Raw genomic sequence first — 18,370 nt, 5'->3', positions numbered from 1 at the left:
TAACAAATAATATTCAAACTTTGGTTCTAATTTGTTGGATAAACACCATAATTTATTCGAAATTTTATTGAGCATGCCACGTCACGCAGATTATGTGCTAATATTCTTAATTCTTTAAACTTTTGCTCCAAATGGTAACTTTAACTAAAAATATGCAAAATTATAATACCGTTTTGTAAACAATATTCAAAACACTCTATATCTTTGCATAAAAATTAAACTTAATGGAAAAAATATTCGATAACACTCAAGTTGCATTTTCGCTAAAGAGTGATACAGAACTAGACAGAGCTTACTTTCTTTTTAAAATGATTGACAGTGAGCCACTTGTCAGAATTGGAACTGCTGTTACTAATTTTGCCATCAAAGCGCATCTTCCGGTTGAAGGACTTATTCGTGCAACTGTTTTTGATCACTTTTGTGGCGGAGTAAATGAAAATGATTGCCTTACGGTGGTTGACAAAATGTTTACAAAAGGAGTTTCATCTGTTTTGGATTATTCTGTTGAAGGAAAAGAAGAAGAGGAGCAGTTTGACGCCGCTCTAGAAATGACATTAAGAACAGTAGAATTTGCAAAAGAACGTTTGGCGATTCCTTTCGCTGTTTTTAAACCAACTGGTTTAGGACGTTTTGAATTGTACGAAAAATTAGGCGAAAAACAAACTCTGTCTCCAGCTGAGCAAGAAGAATGGAATAGAGTAGTAGCTCGTTTTGATAAAATATGCAGCGAAGCGCATAAAAAAGATGTGGCATTATTAATTGATGGTGAAGAAAGTTGGATGCAAGATGCCGCTGATGAATTAGTAACGGATATGATGCGCAAATACAATAAAGAAAAAGCAATTGTATTTAATACATTACAAATGTACCGTTGGGATCGTTTAGATTATTTGAAAAAATTGCATGTTATAGCAAAAACAGAAGGTTTCTTTATAGGAATGAAGTTGGTTCGTGGTGCTTATATGGAAAAAGAACACAAAAGAGCAGAAGAAAAAGGTTATGTTTCTCCAATTTGTGTTTCTAAAGAAGCAACTGATGTAAATTACGATGCTGCAGTGCACTATATGTTAGAGCATTTGGACACAATGGCTATTTTTGCAGGAACTCACAACGAATTAAGCTCTTATAAATTGATGGAAATGATGGCTCAAAAAGGGATTGCTAAAAATGACAACAGAATTTGGTTTGGGCAATTATACGGAATGAGCGACAACATTAGCTACAATTTAGCTGAAAACGGTTATAATGTTGCAAAATACCTGCCATTTGGACCTGTAAAAGATGTTATGCCATACTTGATTCGTCGTGCAGAAGAAAATACTTCTGTAGCAGGACAAACAAGCCGCGAATTATCGATGATTAAAGCAGAACGCAATAGAAGAAAAGGGAAGTAGTTCGCAGTTTTCTGCCTCAGTTTACAGCACTCACTATAACAAAAAAGCTCCAATTATAAAATTGGAGCTTTTTTATTCGAAATTATGTCTTGTCCTGAAATAGCGATACACAAAAAGTATCATTATGGAAAAAGATCAAGAATTACGCTATGTAAAGCGCACCCAAAAAGATTACAGCATGTCTTTTAAGCTTCAAATTGTTCAGGAAATAGAACAAGGAAGAATTTCAATTTCCCAGGTTAAAAAAGATTATGCCATTCAGTCCCGTTCTACAATCGTTCAATGGCTTCGAAAATTTGGTAACTTTGATTGGGACAATCAAACACCTTCTGCTATGCCAAAATCTCCTGAACAAAAAATAATGGAACTTGAAGCCAAAGTGAAATTATTAGAAAAACAAAAATCATTTTTAGAACAGCAGGCTTACGTTGCCGATAAAAAAGCTATTATTTTCGATATGATGATTGATATAGCAGAAAAAGAATATCAAATTGACATTCGAAAAAACTCACCACCCGAACAATCGAACATTTTAAAGAAGAACATCAACAAACAATAATGTTTGCCTGTACTTTGTTCGGGATAGACAGACAGGTTTATTATCGAAGAATAAAAAGAACCAGTTCCAGAAAGCTTATTGCCTCAGAAGTTATTAGTCTGGTTTTGAAAATTAGAAATACAATGCCCCGAATAGGGGCAAAAAAACTGTATTATCTTTTAAAAATCCAATTGAATCAACTCAAAATCGGCAGGGATAAATTTATAGATATACTTAGAGCTAATCATTTATTAATAACACCTAGGCGTTCTTATCATATAACAACAAACTCTCATCATAGATTTAGAAAGCATGAGAATCTAATATTGGATTTAAAAATCTGCAGACCAGAACAAGTCTGGGTATCAGACATAACTTATGTCGGAAAAAGAGAGAATCCATGTTATTTAAGTCTTATAACAGATGCTTACTCTAAAAAAATAATGGGTTTTTATGTGGCAGATAATATGAATACTAAAAGCAGTTTAACAGCTTTAAAAAATGCAATAAAACAGCGCCGAGACAAAGGAAAAACATTAATCCACCATTCAGATAGAGGACTTCAGTATTGTTCTGATCAATATCAAAAACTATTATATAAAAACAATATAAGATGCAGTATGACACAAAACTCTGATCCTTATGAAAATGCAGTGGCGGAGAGAATAAATGGAATTTTAAAACAAGAATTTAATATTGATAAATTTAATCAGCAACTTGCTGTGATGAAGATTTTAATAAAAGATGCAATTGAGGTTTATAATAATGAAAGACCCCATTATTCTAATTATATGCTAACACCCAATCAAATGCACAAACAAAACATAGTAGAAATGAGAACTTATAAAACAAAAACACCTGCAAAAAAAGTTCTTACAGGTGTTTAATTAAATATATTTGTCTAATAATCTGTATCGATTATTTAGGACTAGTCATTACTATGAATTTGGATTAAATCCAACAGGTTTTTAAAAACCTGTCGGGTTTGGTTCCTATGTTTTTTTTCCAAATTTGGAATTTGGATTTTTTTTTTGAAATTGGAATTTTTATTTAAGAGTTGCTGAATTGAAGATTGCTTAAGTTTTTATAAATCCCGTTTTCTAGATTTATTAATTCTTGATGTGTTCCTTCTTCAGAAATTTTTCCGTTATCTAAAACTAGAATTTTATCAGCGTTTCTAATTGTTGAAAGTCGGTGTGCGATAATGATGCTGGTTCTTCCTTCCATTAAAACTTCTAGAGCTTCTTGAACTAGTTTTTCGCTTTCACTGTCTAATGAAGATGTTGCTTCATCCAAAATCAAAATACTAGGGTTTTTAAGCAAAGCTCTTGCAATTGCAATACGCTGGCGTTGTCCGCCTGATAACTTCACACCGCGTTCTCCAACCAAAGTTTCAAATTTTTCTGGGAAGCCTTCTATGAAATTGAAAGCATTTGCTTGTTTTGCCGCTGCAATAATTTCTTCATTTGTAGCATCAGGTTTTCCGTAAGCAATATTTTCTCTGATGGTTCCTCCAAATAAAATTACATCTTGAGGCACAATACTCATATTACCACGAAGGTTTTCTAGATCATAATCGTGAATGTTTTTTCCATCAACCAAAATTTCACCAGCTGTAATATCATAGAAACGTAATAACAAGGAAGAAATAGTCGATTTTCCAGCACCACTCGGACCAACAATTGCTATTTTTTGTCCAAATTCAGCTTCGAAATTTACATCTTTTAAAACTTGAACCTCTTTTCTTGAAGGATAATGGAAAGCGACATTTTTAAAAGCTACATTTCCTTTGATTTTTTCTATATTCGATGCATGAGGATTGGCATTGATTTCTTCTGGAGTTTCTTCTAACAATTCAAAAACGCGTTCTGTTGCTCCAACGGCTTTTTGAATTTGAGCATACATTTCGGCAATTCCCCCAAAAGAAGCTCCAATAAAAGTGGTATAAAGGACAAAAGAAATCAGATCTCCAACGCCTTCAACTTCACCTCTGATGGTCAAAGTAATCCCGTACCAAACTACAGCAACTACGCATCCAAAAAGACATAAAATAATAAATGAAGCAAAATATCCTCTGTATTGCCCGCCTTTGATGGCGATTTTTACAATCTCTTTGATTTTGTTTTTATAACGTTGAATTTCGTACCATTCATTTGCAAAAGCTTTTACATTGCTAATCCCTTGTAATGTTTCCTCAACAATTACCTGGCTTTCGGCAACTTTATCTTGTGTTTTTTTTCCGTATTTACGAATGAATCTTCCAAAAATCACTGCCGCAACAGCTACAACCGGAACAATAGCCAACATCATTAAAGTCAATTTCGGGCTAATACTTCCTAAAATAACAAAACCTCCAATAATCAAGATAAATTGACGTAAAAATTCGGCAATTGTTGTGGTAAAAGTATCTTGAAGTTGCGAAATATCGGCACTGATTCGGCTGTTTAATTCTCCAACACGTTTTTGCGAATAAAAAGACATTGGCAGTTTTACCAAATTCTCATACAATGCAAAACGGATGTTTGATAATGAATTCTCGGTGAAGTTTACAAAAAGTGAAATTCTGAAAAAAGAGAAAATGGCTTGCAAAGTTAGAATTCCCATTAATGCAAGTGCAATTTCGTTTGCCTTGTCGAGATCTTTATTGGTAACGCAATCTACAAGCATTCCCATTAATTTAGGAAAGGCAAGGGCAGTGGCGCTGGTTAACAAAAGGAAAATCAAGCCTAGGAAAAATTTCCATTTGTGATTTTTGGCGTATTTAAAAATTCGGAGTGCTTTTTGAAGCGAGTTAGAGTCTAATTTAGCTTTCGGTAAATCATTTTCTTGAAATCTTGCCATTGGAGTTTACAATTAAAGTACGACAAAGGTATGATTATAGCAAGTGAATACAAAAGAATATTCTAATTTCCGTTTTGAGTTTGCCATTTTTAACTAAAATTAAGAAAACGGGTATTTTTTTTCCTTTTTTAATCCGCTGAAAAATAGAATGCTAATTTTTTTTTCTAAATTATTTTTAATTTTTTCCTCAAAAACACTTGCAAATACAAAATCTAACTGTACATTTGCACTCGCAATCACAAAATGATAGCAACCTAGTAAAATAGGGCGATTAGCTCAGCTGGTTCAGAGCACCTCGTTTACACCGAGGGGGTCGGGGGTTCGAACCCCTCATCGCCCACAAAATTTTATAAAAATACTTGCAAATATAAAATCTAGCTGTATATTTGCACTTGCAATCACAAAATGATAGCAACCTAGTAAAATAGGGCGATTAGCTCAGCTGGTTCAGAGCACCTCGTTTACACCGAGGGGGTCGGGGGTTCGAACCCCTCATCGCCCACAGAATTTAAAAACTCCAAAGTCATTGATTTTGGAGTTTTTTGTTTTCATAAAATCCTCTTATGATCATTCACTTTTTTAGCTTTGATATTCTTAATCTGCTTTGCTGAAGTATAAACAGTTCTGAAAATCTTCATTGTATAAAAAAGCTTATTTTAATACTTTAAAACCTTTATTAGCCAAAAGATAGATCCGTTTCGTTTTTAATTTTGCGATTCCAAAAATTAAAAATTTAATGTTATGATCGATTTGAATATTCCCGATTCTTTATTAGTAAAAAAGTATCTAGAAGGCGATGAAGAAGCACTTTCCAAATTAATCAACAAACATGAATCTAGAATTTATGGTTTTATATATTCGAAAATTAAGGATCGAGATATAGCAAATGATATTTTTCAAGATACTTTTATTAAGGTAATTGAAACCCTTAAACGTAATTCATACAAGGAAGAAGAAAAATTTGTTTCCTGGGTTATGAGAATTTCTCACAACTTGATTGTTGATCATTTTCGTAAAATAAAACGAATGCCAATGCGAAGAGATCAGGATGAATTTTCGATTTTTTCTATGATGGCTGATAACGCTCTAGATATTGAAAACAAAATAATCACTGACCAGCTTCAAATTGATTTAAAAAAACTTATAGAAGAGCTTGTTGAAGAACAAAAAGAAATAGTGATAATGCGAATTTATTACAATATGAGTTTTAAAGAAATTGGCGAAGAAAAAAAAATAAGCATAAATACAGCATTAGGAAGGATGCGTTATGCGTTGAATAATTTGAGAAAAGTCATTAAAAAAAATAAAATCAGTTTGAATTAATTATATGAAATAGTGATGTTTTTATAAAAAAATGTCCTTTCAAGCTAAAGCGCGTTCATATCTCGGCATAAGGCATTCCTTAAATTTTACCAAGCTTTACATCATAAAATCAGAACTCGATGTGAGGTAAAAATTCATTAAGAAATTAAGGAGTTTTTTTAGTCTTTTTTTTTCCGAAGTTGTATTATGTTCATTGTAGATACGCAAATTGCAAATCCAAACAATGAATTTTTCATAATTTAATTTCCTTACATACATAACCTTGGTTTTCAGAAAATTCTTTTGGAAAATCCATTAAAAAAATCTCCACGCAATTGCCACAATAACGAGGTTCCATTTTCAAGGAAAATCCAGCGAGAAAAGCTTTTCTTTGAATTTCTGTATTCCGTCAGTTCAAAAAAAATCGCATTCTTATAATTACCATCGTACTTATTTTTATCTATCCCATTTTCCTCTAAATATCCTTTAAAACTATTTTTTGCTTCCCTGCTTAAAGATTTAGATTTGACCCAATGTATTTGGCCTAAACAATTATCACAATTTAAAGTATATCTATAGACAGGATTTCCTCGCAATAAATGTAGTAAATCGTTTTTTTTAGTAATAATCGATTTCTTAGTACTAAATATTTCGTTTACACCAGAAATTGTATAAAATTCAATGTTTTTTGAAATTGATAAATCCTTTAAAGACATTTCTAAGCATTCCTTTCCTGAGTCGCCACCCCACTCAATTGAAGACATATCCATAATTTCTGCTTTCGTAATTTCAAATTTTTTTTCTAAAATTTTGAAAGTCCTAGGAAATGTATTTTTAGCTTCTATATAATTTTCTTTCTCTTCAAGAAAAGATTCATAGACTGCTTTAACCAATGTGCTGTTAAAATTTATCCCACTCAATCTTTCCTTATTGTTTGGAAACTTATCGGGCAATATTGCAGCAATTAGCTCTGAAATTTTTGAATTATAAATTTTTCCTTTGTTTGTGTTCCATGGCAACATATAAGAATATTGCCCATATGAATATGCGGAAAGTGTGTCATTTCCTTTTATGGCATGAAAAATAATCACAGGATAATCATCTGTCCAATGTGAACCTTGAATAGATGAAGCAGCCTGATTCGCTTTTTTGTAGTTCCTTAATGTAGCGATTGCGATAGAATCAATTTCTTCAGTTGTTTCTCTATTTTTTCTATAATTTTTCCAGAGTTTTTCTGCATTATCAACAAGCCAAAGAGAATCTCTTCCAAAAGAAATCAATGGATTTTTAAAAGAAGAAACAGAATCATTTTTGCTTTTAATCAATTTAAGTATTTCAGAAACTGATTTAGGATCAATTTTTTTGATTATTGAGTCTGGTTTTTCTAATGATGTAAGCAAAAGATCTTGCCTTTTGATCTGAAAGTTGTTTTCGAAATTTGACCAACCTCTATAAGCATCACAAATAACAATCTTATCCCAATCATTTAAATTATCGTTATTATTTTGTCCAACTAAAGTTTGAGTTCCAAATAGAACAAATAAAATGACCATAATAGATTTACACATAATTATATTCCATTTTCTCATGCTTGGATTCAATCGTAGTTAAGTTGATAATTAGTAAAATTTATTTTGTAGCTCTTTAACGAATATAAGAATATTTAGATATCAATTTACAAACTTAATAGAGACGGATTTCCACATCCTACTTCATCGAAATTTCCTTCAAATTTCAATCGTTTTAAAGTTTTGCAAATAAATAGCGTACATTTGGTTCAACCAAAATGTTATTTATAAAAGTAAAATATGAAAAAAATTATTGCAAGTATTTTTGTTCTAAGTCTATATTTGAATGTACATGGACAATCGAGTGATAAAATTATAACAACCAAGGAAGTAACTCGTATTGAGAAAATACTTTCGGCCGATGATATGCAGGGCAGGAGAACTTTTACTCCCGGTATTGACAAAGCATCAGCCTTTATAGAATCAGAGTTTAAAAAAATTGGTTTGCAAACTTTCAATGGAGCAGCAAATTACAGACAAGAATTTTCGATGACGGCCTCTAAAGCCATTTCTTCAAAAATTACGATTGATGGCAAAGAAATCAACAATAATCAAGTTGTAACATTCTCATACCTTCCGCAAGTTTCCTTAACCGAAAAAAGCGATATTTCTATTGTAAAAATCAATAAAGGGGATAACATTGGCCAGAAATTTAATGAATATTACAAAAGTCCGAAAAACCTTTTGGTACTAGTTGACCCTTCATTTGATAATGTTTTACCAAATATCCAGCATATTGATCGAATAAATGCTAATCCTGGAAACAATACCATTATGTTTGTTTTTGGCACCACAGAAGCGACCACTTTTTCGGTTGAATTGACAAATACAATTTCCAAAAAAACATTAAATAATGTTGTTGGAATGTTACCCGGAAAAACTAAACCAGATGAGTATGTTATTTTTTCAGGGCATTATGACCATTTAGGAGTAGGCTCTCCTGAAGAAGGTGCTCCGCATACTGTAACAGATTCAATTTATAACGGCGCTAATGATGATGCTGCTGGAACAACTGCAGTAATTATGCTTGCAAAATATTTTAAAAAACAAAATAACAACGAGCGAACTATTATTTTTACCACATTTGTCGCTGAAGAAATAGGCGGTTATGGAGCCAAATATTTTTCGAAACAGCTTGTGCCAGAAAAAGTGATTGCGATGTTCAATATTGAAATGATAGGAACAGAATCTAAATGGGGGAAAAACTCTGCTTACATTACAGGCTACGAAAAATCGGATATGGGGCAGATTTTACAAAATAATTTAAAGGGAACGAGTTTTACATTTTACCCAGATCCTTATCCAGACCAACAATTATTTTACCGTTCAGATAACGCGACATTAGCAAGGCTTGGAGTTCCTGCCCATACTATCTCTACTTCAAAAATGGATAATGAGCTAACGTATCATACAGTCGATGATGAATTTGAAACGTTAGACATTGATAATATGACCCAAATAATAAAATCAATTGCAGCAAGTTCTTCTTCGATTATAAGCGGAAAAGATACACCAACAAGGGTAAATACTACTCAATTGAAATAACATAAGTACATTATAAAGTATCGAAAAAGCACGGAAAATAATTTGTTTTCTGTGCTTTTTTATTTTTTGTTTTGATTTATACTGACTCTTTTTATTATGTAACAATTTCTATAAAAAGCTACATATACAGAATCAATATAGATTTTGTTCAAAGAAAACAACCAATAAAACTTCGTAAATATGAATTTATCACAATGGCTCCTCTTTATTTTTATATTGCAAATCATTCATGGATTATCTACTTGGAAACTTTATATAAAAGCGGGAAGAAAACCTATAGAGGCATTTGTACCAATTTATAATTTGGTGGTAATGATGAAAATCATAAAACGCCCGCGTTGGTGGGTTGTTTTGCTTTTCATTCCTATTATTAATCTGTTAGTGATTCCGGTGTTTTGGATTGAAATTATACGAAGTTTTGGAAAAAACACTACAAAAGACACTATACTAGTTTTAGTGACTTTGGGGTTGTATATCGCTTTTATAAACTATTCTGAAAAGCTCACTTATATTGAAAATAGAGATTTAACGCCCAAATCTAAAACAGAAGAGACTATAGGTTCTCTTATATTTGCAATTGTTGTTGCAACATTGGTGCATACCTATATCATACAACCATTTACCATTCCGTCTTCATCATTAGAGAAAACATTATACACGGGAGACTTTTTGTTTGTAACCAAATTTAATTATGGTTCAAGAACTCCTATGACCACAGTTGCATTGCCAATGGTGCATGATTCAATTCCTTTTTTGGGCAAAAAATCATATTTATTTAATGATGATGTGACAAAAAAAGAAACATCATTGTTAAACAAGTTGCAATTGCCTTATTTTAGATTTCCTGCCATTGAAACCATTCAACGAAATGAAATTGTAGTTTTCAATCAGCCTGCAGACACATTACGCGATATGGATAATTTTCATCCAGATCGAAATTATTATAAACCAATCGACAAAAAAACAAATCTAGTTAAAAGATGTGTGGGCATTCCTGGAGATTCTTTAGAAATCCGTCAAGGCTATATTTACATTAATGGAAAATTATCAATATTGCCCAAAAGCGCAAAGCCACAATATAATTTTCTGATTGACACAAAAGGTCAAACAATTGATCAAGAAGCACTTGTTCACAGATATGGCGCAAGAGAAGGTCTCCGATATGAAAATGGAGCTTTTGCTTTGACGAATACCGGTGAATATTTTTTGACATTGACAGATGAAGAAGCTAAACTGATTGCAAATAATCCTGCTGTAAAAGGGGTTAAAAAACAATTGACGCCAAAGGGCGAAGATGGAGGCGTTTTTCCGCACATTCCGTCTTTGGGATGGAATATTGACAATTTTGGTCCGATTTATATTCCTAAAAAAGGAAAAACAGTGCAATTGACTCTAGAAACATTGCCTTTTTATAAAAGAATTATTCAGGAATATGAGCACAATGACTTGAAAATTGATGGCAAAAAAATTATCATAAACGGAAAACCAGCTGCTACTTACACTTTTCAACAAGATTATTACTGGATGATGGGCGATAACCGTCAAAACTCTTTAGATGCAAGATTTTGGGGATTTGTTCCTTTTGATCACGTTATTGGCAAGCCCGTTTTTATTTGGTTCAGCTGGGACAAAGATGGTGTTGGCATCAATAAAGTAAGATGGAATCGCGTTTTTTCTGTAGTGAACGGAAACGAACCAAAGTCCTATTTAATACATTTTATTGTTTTTATTGTTCTTTGTACCATCGTAAACAAATTTATAAAAAAGCGAAAAATAGTGGCTTAATTATCAATAATCCTAAAAGATCAAAAGCTCTGAAAATCTAAATTTCAGAGCTTTTTTTATGTTTTGTTATAACGATTTAATATGCCAAAATGGTTTCCTTTCCACTTTTAAGCCATAAAAATTGCTCTTTTACTTCAGATTTTTCAATTTCACTTTTTAAGGATTTTGCAGATTGCTTAAAATGCCACCAACCTTCATAATGTATTGGAATTACAACATTCGGTTTTAAAAGTTTTGTTGTTGCAATTGCTTCTTCACCATTCATAGTTACTCGCAAATTCTTTTTTAAATACGGAAATGCGCCTGCACCCAAATGCAAAATTGCAACATCTACTTTTTTCTTTTTTTCCAATTCGTAAATTCCATCAAAAAGGACTGTGTCTCCAGAAATATAAATACAGCCCTTTGTTTGTCCTTCAAATTCTATTGTAAAACCTATCACTTTGCCCATTATTTTATCTAATCTTTTAATATTAGTATGTGGGGCTGGAATTGCGGTGATTTTTAGATTTTTCACTTTTTCTGTTTCAACGGCATATTCTTGCCAATTATCAAGACCAATTGTATTGGTATTTTTTAAACGATTTTCAGCATCTTTCGTAGAAAGAACAATTGGAACTGTTTGAATAAAAATCCTTCCTTTTTTGTCTAAATTATCGCTGTGATGATCGTGACTCAACAAAACCAAATCAATCTTGCCAATTTCTTCATTTGATAAGGAAAGGATTGATATATTTTTTTGAAAATGCCATTGGGCTGCTGACATATTGCGGAAAAAATCCATCTTTTTTATCTAATGTCGGATCGGTCAAAATCTTAAATCCGTTAATGTTTATCAACACGCAAGCCGTATCAATATGAGTAATCGTAACTTTCATTTGTATTCTATTTTGGTTGTTAAAATATCATACAAAGCTGCGTTTAATAAGTGGTTCGGAAATTGACTTTCGTCAAGAAATGCGTTTTCTGATTCTGCTAAGCGTTTCTGGCACAACTCCGATATAAGAAGCAAGGTATTTTAATGGAATTTGCTGAATGTATTTGGGTTGTGCCAACAGCAAATTTTCATAGCGTTGTTGTGGCGTTTTAGTCAAAAGATCTAATTCTCGTTTTACTTTTTTGTCAAGCAAATATTCTGTTGCAATACGGCCTAATTTTTTTGCAGTTTCACATTTTTCATACAAACGTTGCAAATTGTCGTATGAAACAGAATATAATTGGCATTCCGTCAATGCTTGAATATAAATATTGGTTTTGGTCCTATTGTAAAAAGAATCGTAGGCACAATAAAATGAATCTTTAAAAGCAAAATCAAAAGTTATTTCTTTATCATTTGCAATTACATAATATCATACAACTCCAGAATCAATAAAAGATAAATAATTTTCTAATTGTCCCTGAACAAGAATTGATTCATTTGCTGAGAAACTCCTGGTTTTAATACAACCCAAAAATTCAGTTAAAGTGTTTTCTGGAAAGCCCAGTTTTGCAAAATAGTCAATTAATGATTTCATTCAATAATAATTTACCTTACTGTTTCAAATTTAAAATTCTGATATTTTACATCATAAATAACGAATATAGGCATTTTAATTTTCTAATAAAAAACCGAAAACTAGCAGATTTTAAAACGCTTAAAACTTACAAATTCCGATAATACTTTTTTACTATATTTGGCATAGATATTGGTCGGTTTATTTCCATCAATTTCATTGAATTGTTTTGAATTAATCGATTCTAAAATAATAATTTTCAATTTAATTAGTTACATTTTTTACGCCAATGATTCCCCAAATCAAACTATAAAATCAAAATTTTAAAAATGAAACAAAAACTAACAACGCTTTTATTTGTATTTACTTTTATAAATATGTTTGGTCAAGCGTCACCTACAGCAAAACCTAATCCAACAATTGATCCCAACAGTAAAACATTAACTTCGAGCGACATTGTTACCAACAAAGCTTTAAGCGCGCTTAAAAAAGTTCCATTAGACGAAGCTTCAATCTTGCTTTATGATTATGACGGTACTCTTTTTTCATTTGATTTAGAATCTGAAACCATTGTTTGGACTGTAAAAGCGTCGGATTCTCATACTGAAATGTGTGCAAATGCCGTAACACTTCAAGATGGCGTTGTTTATGTTCCTTTTATCAACGGTGAAATTTTTGCCATTGATAATCAAACAGGCGCAATTTTCTGGAAATCAAGAATTGGCAATTACACAGATCAAATTGTTTTAAAAGATCAAGCTCCAACGATAAGTAACGGAAAATTATATATTACTACCCAAAATCAAAACAGTAATATTTATGCCCTTGACATCAAAAACGGAAGTTTAGCATGGAGCTACAAACTAGATGCCGAAGTTAATCATGCACCAGTTTTGTTTTTTGACAACAAAGTTTTTACTCAAAGTGCGGCTAATTTTTATTGTTTTGACGCCAATACTGGAAAAGTAATCTATCAAAAAACTTTTGATGATGCTATAACCGGAAAACCCGTTACAGATGGCCAAAATGTATTTGTAGCCAATGAAAAAAACACGCTTTATGCTTTAAGTTCAAATAAATCAGATGTTGTATGGGAATTTAAATTTGATGAAAATCAGAACAATGTAAAGAATCGAATATTCTGCAAAGACAATAAAATCTATTTTGCCGCCCAAGGTACTAATACTACTTCTGTGTATTGTGTAGATTCAAAAACGGGAACACAACTTTGGAAAACCGATTTTACAAATGACAATATAGAATATATTACTCAAGAAAATGATAATTTATGGGGATATACGCGCGGAAAAAAGCTTTTTCAAATTCTTCTAGATAATGGGGAAGTCGTATTAGATAAAAAATTGACAACCATGCCAATTTCAAATATTGAGTTTCCAACTGATGATAATCTACTGTTGTACTATTGCGACGCAGGCTTGATTCAATATGATTTAAAAGAACAGGATGAAAACATGTTTTATATGCGAACATCTATAAAAGATGATGTTTATAGCGCATTTATTAAAATTATTCGATAGAAAAAAACTCCTTAGAATCTAAGGAGTTTTTTTTATTTCTCGCCATAAATTCCCATTCGCTAGAATCAATTATTACATTTCCATCAGGGATTTTTATTAACAACAAATAAAATGCAAAGTACTGAATTTCAAATAACTATTTTATATTAACTAAATTAAAACTTAGCGTTGTAAATAAAGAAAATCATCCTAAATTTTAGATTATTAAAATGAAATGATTTCACTAGATTTGAGCATCCAAAATTTTTAAGATTTATCACATGAAATGGATTACGAGAGAGCGCCCAAAAATAGACCGAATTGCCTGTCCTTGGCTAATACGCAAATTTGTTGATCGTGAAGCCGAATTCATTTATGTTCCTTTTAATGTCGTTATAGAGAAAGCAAAAGAATTGAATGCAATTCCGTTTGATATTCCAGATGTTGAATTTACGCATTATGAAGATCAATGTACTTTTGATTATATCATTAAAAAATACGAAATACAGGATCCTGCAATTTCAATTATTGCCGGAATTGTTCGTGGCGCAGATACCGACCGACATGATATTGCAAAAGAATCGGCGGGACTTTGGGCGATTTCTGCTGGACTTTCTTATAATATTACCAATGATTATCAACTTCTAGAAACAGGAATGATTTTATACGATGCTCTGTACAGCTGGGCAACGCATCTTTACAAACAAAATCATTTGCAGAATAGCCCTTTTGAAAATTTGCTTCATGAAGTTTATAATAAGTTTTTAAAAGATCAAAAATCATCTGCCAAAACACCTGCTTGGGTCAAAGATTTAAAAGAGATGATTCAGGATCAAATTGATGCTCAGTTTGCATTTGATCTAAAAAAGATTTCTAATGAACTGGATTTGAATCCCTCATATTTATCCCGAGAATTTTCAAAACATTTTGAAGATTTGAATTTTGGCGAATATGTTCGAAAACTTCGTATTGAAAAAGCAATTCATCTTATTGCAAATTCAACGCACTCATTAACCGAAATAGCTTATATGACAGGCTTTTCAGATCAAAGTCATTTTACGAGAATTTTCAAGCAACACACAGGAAAAAATCCTTCGGCTTATCGAAAAAAAGCAAAAAAGTAAATCCTATACAAAAGGTAAATTTGATTCTATTTTAAAAGGGTAGAAGCCCTTAGTTTTGTTTTATAACCAAAACTAAAACAATGTATTTAAAATCGACTTTGCTTTTTGCAGTATTCTTTTGCAGTTTTTCTGTTTTTTCTCAGACTGTTTACCCAAAAATAACAGGCTATTTTGGCATTATGCACCCCATCGTTACATTTAGTAGCGAAGAAACAACTGTGAATTTCAGAGATTATTATGCGGTAGGATTTCCAACAGGAATCAACATCTGGAAAAGCGAAAAAATAGGATTCTCACTTGAATTTGTTCCGAACATCAAAGACGACAACGGAACCGACAAAGTAACAAATTTATTGTTTCATCCGGGAGTTTTAGTGGCATTAGGAAAAGGCTACACTTTTGCAGGAAGAGCAGCCTTTGAAACCAGCGGAAGATATGGTTTTACCCCAGTTTTAAATAAAACAATCATTAAAAACAAAACTTGTAGTTATTATGCCGCCGTTCCTTTGCCGGTTCGTTTTGGAAATAATCATCCAGCTACTTTTACAATAGGTTTTCAATTCGGAATTGCTTTTTAAAATGGAAAAAACATCAAAATACAGCCTGTTGCAATTGACGCTTTATTTCCTAAAATTAGGAACTTCGGGATTTGGAGGTCCAGTCGCTTTAGTGGGATACATGCACAAAGATTTAGTCGAAGACCGAAAATGGATCACAGAAGAGGAATACAAGCAAGGATTGGCACTAGCACAACTTGCACCGGGACCACTTGCGGCACAATTAGGAATTTATCTTGGGTTTGTTCATTATAGCTTTTTAGGAGCAACTTTAGCGGGTTTTGCCTTTATATTGCCTTCTTTTTTAATGGTAATTGCGTTGGGTATTATTTACCAATTGTATGGTGGTTTATCTTGGATTCAGGCTGTATTTTATGGCGTTGGCGCTTCGGTGGTCGGAATTATAGCATTGAGTTCATATAAGCTTACATTGAAATCTATTGGCAAATTCAATCTGGAATCTTTTAAATCAAAATGGTTGCTTTGGGTTTTCTTTTTTACTGCAACTATTGTAACGTATATAACTGAAAAGGAGCAAGTTTTGCTTTTTATACTAGCGGGATTATTTTATATGATTGTGACCGCTCCTCCAAAATGGTGGAACTTCAAAACCACAAATTCTTTGGTTTTGTTTCAATTTGCTTTATGGAATTATGAAGAATCAACACTTTTAAAATTAGCAGTTTTTTTCGCAAAAGCCGGCGCTTTCGTATTTGGAAGCGGATTAGCAATTGTTCCTTTCCTGCATTCGGGCGTAGTAGCCGAAAATCATTGGCTGACTGAACAGCAATTTCTTGATTCAGTTGCAGTTGCAATGATAACACCTGGGCCTGTAGTGATTACAGTTGGATTCATTGGTTATTTGGTATATGGATTTTCTGGTGCATTAGTTGCTGCTCTGGCAACTTTTCTTCCTTGTTATTTGTTCACCATTTTGTTGGCGCCATATTTCAAAAAAATTGCTGACGATAAATCGGTTAAAGCTTTTGTTGAAGGAATTACGGCCGTTGTAATTGGCGCTTTGGTAGGATCTGTTATTGTCATTGCTTCAAGAAGTATTGTTGATATTCCAACTGCATTAATTGCTATTTTGACAATTGGAGCTTTGCTTTATTACAAAAAAATTCAAGAACCTTATATCATTTTAATTGCAGGAATTATTGGCGTATTTATAAAATTGATTTAATTCAGAGCAAAAAAAAAACATCTGCATTATTTTTTGCCAAATGACAAATTCTCGCCAAAAAGTTATGCTTAACTTTCGCATATGAAAGAATTAGTAAATTACATATTGCAGTTTGGCAATTTGAATCAGCAGCAAATTGATTTAATTTTATCAAAAGGAGAAGAAAAGGACATTCGCAAAGAGAACTATTTTGCTGAAGCAGGAAAAGTCGCGACTGAAGTTGGCTTTATTATCGACGGAATAATGCGCGTTTGCTACTACGATAATAAAGGCGAAGAAATTACAAAATACTTTATCGAGGAAAACAATCTCGTTGTGGATTTAGAAAGTTTTGATAATGGCATTTGTTCGTCGTGTTATGTACAAGCAGTTACAGATTGTAAAATCATTGTTTTTTCAAAAAAAGATTGGCAGGAATTGTTAGACACCATAATTGGTTGGGACACCATTGTTCATAAAATAATTTCAAAAGCTTTGATTCAGAAAGTTGCCCGAAGAAGTCCGCTAGTTGCAGAAGATGCAACGACACGTTATTTGTCTTTTATGAAAATGTTCCCGAATGTCATCAATCGAATTCCGCTTTCTTATTTAGCTTCTTACCTCGGAATCACGCAGTCGTCGTTAAGCCGAATCAGAAAAAATATTCGTTAAAATGCTTTTTTGTCATTTGGCAAATGTTCTTATTTTTTAGGATTGCAACTTTGTATTAATAATTTTAAAACGAAAAAAATGAAATCAGTATTAATTACAGGTGCAAACAGAAGTATTGGCTTAGAAATAGTCAAACAGCTTTCTAAAAAAGGTTTATTTGTTTATTTAGGAAGCCGAAATCTAGAAAAAGGAGAAAAAGTAGTTGCCGAATTAACTCAAAACGGATTTGAAGACATAAAAGCAATCCAAATTGACGTTACGAATCAGGAAAGCGTTGCAGCGGCTAAAAATAGTATCGAAAAAGAACAAGGCAAACTTGATATTTTGATCAATAATGCAGGCGTTCTGGGAGCAATGCCACAAGGTTCTTCAACAACTTCAATTGAAAATATACAAGACACATTTGATACAAATTTCTTTGGCGTAATTAGAGTGACTCAAACATTTCTTGATTTGCTAAAAAAATCAGAAAGTCCGAGAATTAGCAATATTACATCTGGTCTTGGTTCACTTACTTTGCACAGTGACCCAACTTGGAAATATTATCCGTTTAAAGCGGTTTCGTATGTTTCATCAAAAGCAGCTTTAAACGCTTTTACAGTGACTTTGGCTTTTGAATTAAAAGATTTGCCATTTAAGGTCAATTCAATTGATCCTGGCTATACTGCGACCGATTTTAATAATTTTAACGGACCTGGAAGTGTCGAAAGCGCAGCAAGCTTTATCATCAAACATACTTTGACAGATGAAAACGGGCCAACGGGAAAGTTTTTCAGCAACGACATCGAAGACGAAAGTGAAGAAAGCCCATGGTAAATTAAAGTTTATGAATAAAGAAAAGCTCCAGAATCGATTGATCTTGGAGCTTT

The 18,370-nt window shown here is 32.4% G+C and carries 18 protein-coding genes and 2 tRNA genes; 14 read left to right on the top strand and 6 right to left on the bottom strand.

Annotated elements, in window-relative coordinates; translation table 11 throughout:
* Positions 1–224 precede the first annotated feature (224 nt).
* From SCB73_RS17525 to SCB73_RS17515, 3 genes are all read left to right on the top strand, one after another.
* The gene (locus SCB73_RS17525; protein ID WP_320567483.1) at positions 225–1,394 is read left to right on the top strand and encodes a proline dehydrogenase family protein; all 1,170 of its coding nucleotides are present in this window, start codon (positions 225–227) and stop codon (positions 1,392–1,394) included.
* A gap of 124 nt (positions 1,395–1,518) precedes the next feature.
* Entirely contained in the window at positions 1,519–1,953 is a 435-nt protein-coding gene (locus tag SCB73_RS17520) for a hypothetical protein (protein ID WP_204251647.1), read from the top strand.
* A complete protein-coding gene (locus SCB73_RS17515) occupies positions 1,953–2,819 on the top strand; it encodes an IS3 family transposase (RefSeq protein ID WP_204251648.1) in 867 nt (288 codons plus the stop codon). The genes SCB73_RS17520 and SCB73_RS17515 overlap by 1 nt, the downstream gene beginning before the upstream one ends.
* A gap of 163 nt (positions 2,820–2,982) precedes the next feature.
* On the opposite strand, the gene SCB73_RS17510 is transcribed toward SCB73_RS17515, so the two are convergent.
* The gene (locus SCB73_RS17510; RefSeq protein ID WP_320567482.1) at positions 2,983–4,773 is read right to left on the bottom strand and encodes an ABC transporter ATP-binding protein; all 1,791 of its coding nucleotides are present in this window, start codon (positions 4,771–4,773) and stop codon (positions 2,983–2,985) included.
* Between the two features lie 265 nt (positions 4,774–5,038).
* Between SCB73_RS17510 and SCB73_RS17505 the strand changes: the two genes are divergently transcribed.
* The 3 genes from SCB73_RS17505 (at position 5,039) to SCB73_RS17495 (ending at position 6,096) form a co-directional block, all read left to right on the top strand.
* A tRNA-Val gene (locus tag SCB73_RS17505) sits at positions 5,039–5,113 on the top strand.
* Between the two features lie 87 nt (positions 5,114–5,200).
* Positions 5,201–5,275: transfer RNA gene (locus SCB73_RS17500), tRNA-Val, on the top strand.
* A gap of 239 nt (positions 5,276–5,514) precedes the next feature.
* The gene (locus SCB73_RS17495) at positions 5,515–6,096 is read left to right on the top strand and encodes an RNA polymerase sigma factor (RefSeq protein ID WP_320567481.1); all 582 of its coding nucleotides are present in this window, start codon (positions 5,515–5,517) and stop codon (positions 6,094–6,096) included.
* Between the two features lie 269 nt (positions 6,097–6,365).
* On the opposite strand, the gene SCB73_RS17490 is transcribed toward SCB73_RS17495, so the two are convergent.
* The gene (locus tag SCB73_RS17490; protein ID WP_320567480.1) at positions 6,366–7,676 is read right to left on the bottom strand and encodes a hypothetical protein; all 1,311 of its coding nucleotides are present in this window, start codon (positions 7,674–7,676) and stop codon (positions 6,366–6,368) included.
* Between the two features lie 207 nt (positions 7,677–7,883).
* On the opposite strand from SCB73_RS17490, the gene SCB73_RS17485 reads away from it, so the two are divergent.
* Entirely contained in the window at positions 7,884–9,188 is a 1,305-nt protein-coding gene (locus SCB73_RS17485; protein WP_320567479.1) for a M20/M25/M40 family metallo-hydrolase, read from the top strand.
* A 180-nt stretch (positions 9,189–9,368) separates the two neighbouring features.
* A complete protein-coding gene (gene lepB, locus SCB73_RS17480) occupies positions 9,369–10,973 on the top strand; it encodes a signal peptidase I (protein ID WP_320567478.1) in 1,605 nt (534 codons plus the stop codon).
* A gap of 76 nt (positions 10,974–11,049) precedes the next feature.
* Here lepB and SCB73_RS17475 read toward each other — a convergent pair whose 3' ends face one another.
* The 4 genes from SCB73_RS17475 to SCB73_RS17460 form a co-directional block, all read right to left on the bottom strand.
* A complete protein-coding gene (locus SCB73_RS17475) occupies positions 11,050–11,739 on the bottom strand; it encodes an MBL fold metallo-hydrolase (protein WP_320567477.1) in 690 nt (229 codons plus the stop codon).
* Complete coding sequence (locus tag SCB73_RS17470) at positions 11,681–11,851, bottom strand: hypothetical protein (RefSeq protein ID WP_320567476.1); 171 nt, start codon at positions 11,849–11,851, stop codon at positions 11,681–11,683. Before SCB73_RS17470 ends, SCB73_RS17475 begins: the two co-directional genes overlap by 59 nt.
* Before the next feature lie 72 nt (positions 11,852–11,923).
* Positions 11,924–12,205, bottom strand: coding sequence for a Crp/Fnr family transcriptional regulator (locus SCB73_RS17465; RefSeq protein WP_320567475.1), 282 nt, complete (start codon positions 12,203–12,205; stop codon positions 11,924–11,926).
* A gap of 117 nt (positions 12,206–12,322) precedes the next feature.
* The gene (locus SCB73_RS17460; RefSeq protein WP_320567474.1) at positions 12,323–12,487 is read right to left on the bottom strand and encodes a cyclic nucleotide-binding domain-containing protein; all 165 of its coding nucleotides are present in this window, start codon (positions 12,485–12,487) and stop codon (positions 12,323–12,325) included.
* Between the two features lie 308 nt (positions 12,488–12,795).
* On the opposite strand from SCB73_RS17460, the gene SCB73_RS17455 reads away from it, so the two are divergent.
* The 6 genes from SCB73_RS17455 (at position 12,796) to SCB73_RS17430 (ending at position 18,317) form a co-directional block, all read left to right on the top strand.
* A complete protein-coding gene (locus SCB73_RS17455; protein WP_320567473.1) occupies positions 12,796–14,004 on the top strand; it encodes a PQQ-binding-like beta-propeller repeat protein in 1,209 nt (402 codons plus the stop codon).
* Between the two features lie 260 nt (positions 14,005–14,264).
* A complete protein-coding gene (locus SCB73_RS17450; RefSeq protein ID WP_320567472.1) occupies positions 14,265–15,107 on the top strand; it encodes a chromate resistance protein ChrB domain-containing protein in 843 nt (280 codons plus the stop codon).
* 80 nt (positions 15,108–15,187) lie between these two features.
* Entirely contained in the window at positions 15,188–15,685 is a 498-nt protein-coding gene (locus SCB73_RS17445) for a hypothetical protein (RefSeq protein ID WP_320567471.1), read from the top strand.
* Between the two features lies 1 nt (position 15,686).
* The gene (locus tag SCB73_RS17440) at positions 15,687–16,850 is read left to right on the top strand and encodes a chromate transporter (RefSeq protein ID WP_320567470.1); all 1,164 of its coding nucleotides are present in this window, start codon (positions 15,687–15,689) and stop codon (positions 16,848–16,850) included.
* Positions 16,851–16,931: 81 nt separating this feature from the next.
* A complete protein-coding gene (locus SCB73_RS17435) occupies positions 16,932–17,501 on the top strand; it encodes a Crp/Fnr family transcriptional regulator (RefSeq protein ID WP_320567469.1) in 570 nt (189 codons plus the stop codon).
* Positions 17,502–17,579: 78 nt separating this feature from the next.
* Positions 17,580–18,317 carry an SDR family oxidoreductase gene (locus SCB73_RS17430; protein ID WP_320567468.1) on the top strand — a complete coding sequence of 246 codons (738 nt, stop codon included), beginning with the start codon at positions 17,580–17,582 and terminating at the stop codon, positions 18,315–18,317.
* Positions 18,318–18,370: the final 53 nt, after the last annotated feature.

The sequence above is a fragment of the Flavobacterium sp. KACC 22761 genome, assembly GCF_034058155.1.
Lineage (GTDB): Bacteria > Bacteroidota > Bacteroidia > Flavobacteriales > Flavobacteriaceae > Flavobacterium.
Note: the sequence above shows the minus strand (reverse complement) of the source record. Positions and strands in the feature narration are given on the sequence as shown.